The sequence below is a fragment of the uncultured Empedobacter sp. genome, assembly GCF_937930195.1.
Lineage (GTDB): Bacteria > Bacteroidota > Bacteroidia > Flavobacteriales > Weeksellaceae > Empedobacter > Empedobacter stercoris.
Window position 1 is genome coordinate 1 of sequence record NZ_CALGVK010000055.1, and the last position, 2953, is coordinate 2953.

A 2953-nucleotide genomic window follows, 5' to 3' on the forward strand; every position below is an offset into this window, starting at 1 on the left:
AAGCAACGGGTAAAATCGTCCACGTTGCAAACAATAATCAAATTTTAGAGTTTAACAAAAATCCTTTTTAAAATGAATGATTTAATAACATCATTAGAAGATATACAAAAAGAATTAACAATAATTCAAGAGTTTATTGAGATAACTCCAAGTGAGCAGATTGTTGAGATCGAAGATAGAGGAAATCAATTAATAGTTTATTTAGCAAGAACATCAAAACTACTCGCAGACGCGAAATATCACAAAGACACAAAATTAAAATCTGTTTTTGTAGATGAGTTAAAAAAAATATTAGGACTTTCTCCTTCTTTAGCATCTAAATACATCGATAGTGTTTGTCAAGAAGAGAATTTACTTATAAATCATTGCGAAAGATTAAATAGAACCGTTACTCATGCATGGGAATGGTGTAGAAGTTTAATGTCTAAAGCTACTAAGGAATATCAATACAATCATTTTAATAGGTAATTATGGCAGATTGGAAAGATATTAAAGAATATGAAGGTTTATATCAAATAAACTCTAAAGGAGAAGTTAGAAGTTTAGATAGGGTTGTTAACTGTATACATAATTCTAAAGCAGTAAAAAAGGGTAAAGCTATAAAGCATATTTTAAATAGCGCTAATTATTACGTTGTTAATTTATATAAAAACGGAAAAGTGAAGCAGTTTTTTATACATAGATTAATTGCTATTCATTTTATTCCAAATCCTGAAAATAAAAAAGAAATTGATCACATAAACACAAATACTTTAGATAATTCTTTAAGTAATTTAAGATGGGCGACAAGAAAGGAAAATGTAAATAATCCTATTTCAAAAAAAAGAAGAAATCAAGTTTTAAAAGATCTGTTATTAGGAAAAACAGGTGTTTATGCAAACAGAAAAAAAGGATGTATACAAATAGATCCTCTTACTGGGATTATTATTAAAAGATTCTCTTGTATGTCTGATGCTGTTAGGGAATTAAATATTGATTCAGGAGGTTTAACCAGAGCATGTCAGGGTAAAATAAAGACCTGCGGAGGTTATAAGTGGACTTACTAAATCGAAATTGAGTTAAAAAACAACCAAATTATTTAATCTATTAAAACTTATGATAAAATTCCTTAAATCTTTAGGTTTTACAGAATATAAATTAGAGGAAATACCATTTTGTTACGAAATAGAATTTACACTACTCAACAAAGGTTTAGCTTATTATAAATTTTCAGATAACACAGAAAAAATTACACTCTACGAATTATCTGAAGGAGATATTATTCAGGATATTAAACTTGAAGATGTAGAAAAATATGTACACCATTTCAAATGGCAAGAAAACGAAATTAATAAAATTTTAAAAACCGAATTCAAACCATGACCAAATACGAAAAAGAAGATGAAAAGCTGTTTTGGCTTCTTATTTCTTCAACACTTATCGCATTGCTAATTATAGCATTATTATTCAAATTAATCAAATACATACTATTATGGTAACAGATATCGAACAGTTAAAACAAACTATACAAGCTAAAGGATTTAGAGTTGAACATTACGAAAGTCCTATGCAATTCAATATTATCGTTCAAACCAAAACAGGCGATCATTGTTTTGGTGAAATATTTACAGGTTGTAACATCAACGAACGCATCACAATCAAAAACAGAGCTTGCGAGAAATTAAAGGAGCTGATTAAACAAAATTAAATCTGTGGCAAAAAACAAATTTTATTTTAGTCACGATGGTGGCGCTCGTAACGACGATAAGATGATTGCCGTTAGAATGAAACATAAAGCAGAAGGGTATGCTGTTTACTTTATGATTCTTGAGAAAATGCTTGAAAGCTCCGACTACATTCTATTAAAAGATTACAATGTTCTTGCATTCGATTTTAGAGTTGGATCTGATTTAGTAAAATCAATAGTTGAAGATTTTGGTTTATTTGAATTTACTGAAGATAATAAATCTTTCTTTTCTAAATCTTTTTTAGACAGAATGAAACCTTTAGAAGTTATCAGAGAAAAAAGAAGAGAGGCGGGTAAAAAATCTGCTGAAAAACGAAAAATTCAACAAAATTCAACAAGTGTTGAACAAGTGTTGAATGAATCTTCAACAAGTGTTCATGTTTTGTTGACTAAAAATCCAACAAAGGAAAGTAAAGTAAATAATAATACTAACGTATTATTAAAAAAAAACCCACAAAAAAAAGATTTGGGGTGTGTGTCTGAAAATTTAAACGAGGAAGAAAATTCAAATTCTCAAACTTCTAAAAACCTCGAAGAAGAAAAAGAAAAAAATTGCGAAAAAAAAGAAAAAGAATTACCAGAAGGTTTCACGACTGAATTAAGAAATTCTCAATTCTTCAAAAATGTTTGTGAGTTCTTTTCTCAAAAATCAGAATCGTTGCAAATGAAAGTAATCGGAAGAATGATTTCGATAGCACGTGAAAAAGATTTTAATGAATTCAGAAAGCAAACTAAAGCTTACATGGATTACAAAAATCAAACAGGTGAAAAAGTTCATAGGTCTCAAAAATTTTCTTTCGAATGGGATCAAGACGATTGGATAGATAAGCTTAAAAAAATAAATCAAACTAAAACTCAAAATGGAAATGCAAAGTCAGAATCAGATGATATCATTGTCGGAAGAGTCAATGTTACGAAAACAGAAAGCTACCTTGAAAGTCGTAGAAGACAACGCGAAATGGAGTCCGCTAGAACTTTTGAAACAGACATATGAGTTTCCAATCATCAACGAATGTAGGAAAATCGATGTTATAAACGCAATTGAAATTTTCGTTTGCGCTGATGCTACGTTGAGAGGTGTCAAAGATGAAAATATGCCACAAGGAGAGTTGTTAGATGATATTTCCGAAATGATTTACATGAGATTTTGGATGATTTCTGTTCAAGAAATTCAAATTGCTTTGAAAATGAACAGGTACGGAATGTTTGAACAGAAATCTGAACATT

6 protein-coding genes are annotated in these 2953 nt (G+C 29.3%); all 6 read left to right on the forward strand.

What is annotated here, in order from left to right; genetic code table 11:
• The first annotated feature begins 72 nt into the window (after positions 1-72).
• Positions 73-468 (forward strand): hypothetical protein, encoded by a 396-nt coding sequence (locus tag Q0616_RS02925; protein WP_298774958.1) that lies wholly within the window; start codon positions 73-75, stop codon positions 466-468.
• 2 nt (positions 469-470) lie between these two features.
• The gene (locus tag Q0616_RS02930) at positions 471-1046 is read left to right on the forward strand and encodes an NUMOD4 domain-containing protein (RefSeq protein ID WP_298774960.1); all 576 of its coding nucleotides are present in this window, start codon (positions 471-473) and stop codon (positions 1044-1046) included.
• Between the two features lie 49 nt (positions 1047-1095).
• Positions 1096-1362 (forward strand): hypothetical protein, encoded by a 267-nt coding sequence (locus Q0616_RS02935; RefSeq protein WP_298774962.1) that lies wholly within the window; start codon positions 1096-1098, stop codon positions 1360-1362.
• Between the two features lie 109 nt (positions 1363-1471).
• Positions 1472-1687, forward strand: a complete 216-nt coding sequence (locus tag Q0616_RS02940; RefSeq protein WP_225542606.1) for a hypothetical protein — start codon at positions 1472-1474, stop codon at positions 1685-1687.
• A 4-nt stretch (positions 1688-1691) separates the two neighbouring features.
• Positions 1692-2720, forward strand: coding sequence for a Lin1244/Lin1753 domain-containing protein (locus Q0616_RS02945; RefSeq protein WP_298774970.1), 1029 nt, complete (start codon positions 1692-1694; stop codon positions 2718-2720).
• A partial coding sequence (locus Q0616_RS02950) for a hypothetical protein (protein ID WP_298774972.1) occupies positions 2704-2953 on the forward strand: 250 nt, incomplete at its 3' end. The genes Q0616_RS02945 and Q0616_RS02950, both read left to right, overlap by 17 nt.

Excerpts from the sequence above, each read along its gene's own strand:
- Q0616_RS02925 (WP_298774958.1), top strand. The coding sequence starts at position 73 with ATGAATGATTTAATAACATCATTAGAAGATATACAAAAAGAATTAACA.
- Q0616_RS02935 (WP_298774962.1), top strand. The coding sequence starts at position 1,096 with ATGATAAAATTCCTTAAATCTTTAGGTTTTACAGAATATAAATTAGAG.
- Q0616_RS02940 (WP_225542606.1), top strand. The coding sequence starts at position 1,472 with ATGGTAACAGATATCGAACAGTTAAAACAAACTATACAAGCTAAAGGA.
- Q0616_RS02930 (WP_298774960.1), top strand. The coding sequence starts at position 471 with ATGGCAGATTGGAAAGATATTAAAGAATATGAAGGTTTATATCAAATA.